Below are 1,053 nucleotides of genomic sequence, written 5' to 3' on the forward strand. Positions count from 1 at the left end.
CGATCTGGCTGGCCGCCGGCGGCGCCGCCACACCGCTGCCCGCCGGCACCGACCTGACCGACCGGCACACCCTCGCGGTCGAGGTACGCGGCCGGCAGCTCGTGGCCACGCTCAGCCCCTCCCGCCTCGGCGACCCGGTGGCCGAGGTGTCGCTCCGACTTCCCCGCACTGCGACCGGCGCGTTGGCCCTGCGCGCCCAGGGCGGACCGGCCGCGTTCGACAACGTCAGCGCCGCCCGGCTGTACCGCCCGGTCCGGCGCCCGGTCGCCCCGCCCCGGGTCGGCCCGGTGCTGCGTGGCTGGTCCGACGAGTTCACCGGTGGGCTCGACCCGGACTGGCGGTGGGTACGCCCCGACCCGGCGGTCACCGTGGCCGGCGGCGCGCTGCGCTGGCCGGTGCAGGACGCCGACCTGTCCGGCACCGGCAACACCGCCGGGGTGCTGCTGCGCGACGCGCCCACCGGCGACTACGTGGCCGAGACGAAGGTGGCGCTCGACCTGGGCGAGGACACGGTCCGCAACTACCAGCAGGCCGGCCTGGTGGCGTACGTCGACGACGACCGGTTCGCCCGGCTGACCCAGGTGGCGATCTGGAACACCCGGCAGGTCGAGTACGGCTACGAGCTGCCCTTCGCCGGGCAGCCCGTGTACGGCGGCAGCATCGTCGGCACCCCCGGCACCACCACCTGGCTGCGGCTGGCCCACCACGTCGACCGGGCCACCGGGGAGCACGAGTTCCGCGCCGGCTCCAGCCGCGACGGGAAGCACTGGACGTGGGGGGCGGTGTGGACGTTCCCGGCCGACACCACGCCCCGGGTCGGCCTGGTCGCGCACGGCGGCGCCACGCCCGCCGTGACGGCCGAGTTCGACTACCTGCGCTTCCACCGCTGACGTTCCGGGGCCGTCCACACCCGTGGACGGCCCCGGCTCAGCGGACCGGAGGCGGGCCGACCCCGGTCAGCTCGCTGACCGTGCGCGTGTCGCCGTCGTAGCTGCGGGCCGCCACGAACGCGCCGCCCGGGCGGTCCGCCCCGGCGACCGCCCGGGCGAGCCG

The 1,053-nt window shown here is 77.2% G+C and carries 1 protein-coding gene; it reads left to right on the forward strand.

Features of this window, described 5'->3' with window-relative positions:
- Positions 1-890, forward strand: an 890-nt coding sequence (locus HUW36_RS33370) for a DUF1349 domain-containing protein (protein WP_217428927.1), incomplete at its 5' end; no start/stop codon positions are given.
- Between the last annotated feature and the right edge of the window lie 163 nt (positions 891-1,053).

Origin of the sequence: Micromonospora maritima (assembly GCF_902825405.1) — a bacterium.
GTDB classification, from domain to species: domain Bacteria; phylum Actinomycetota; class Actinomycetes; order Mycobacteriales; family Micromonosporaceae; genus Micromonospora; species Micromonospora maritima.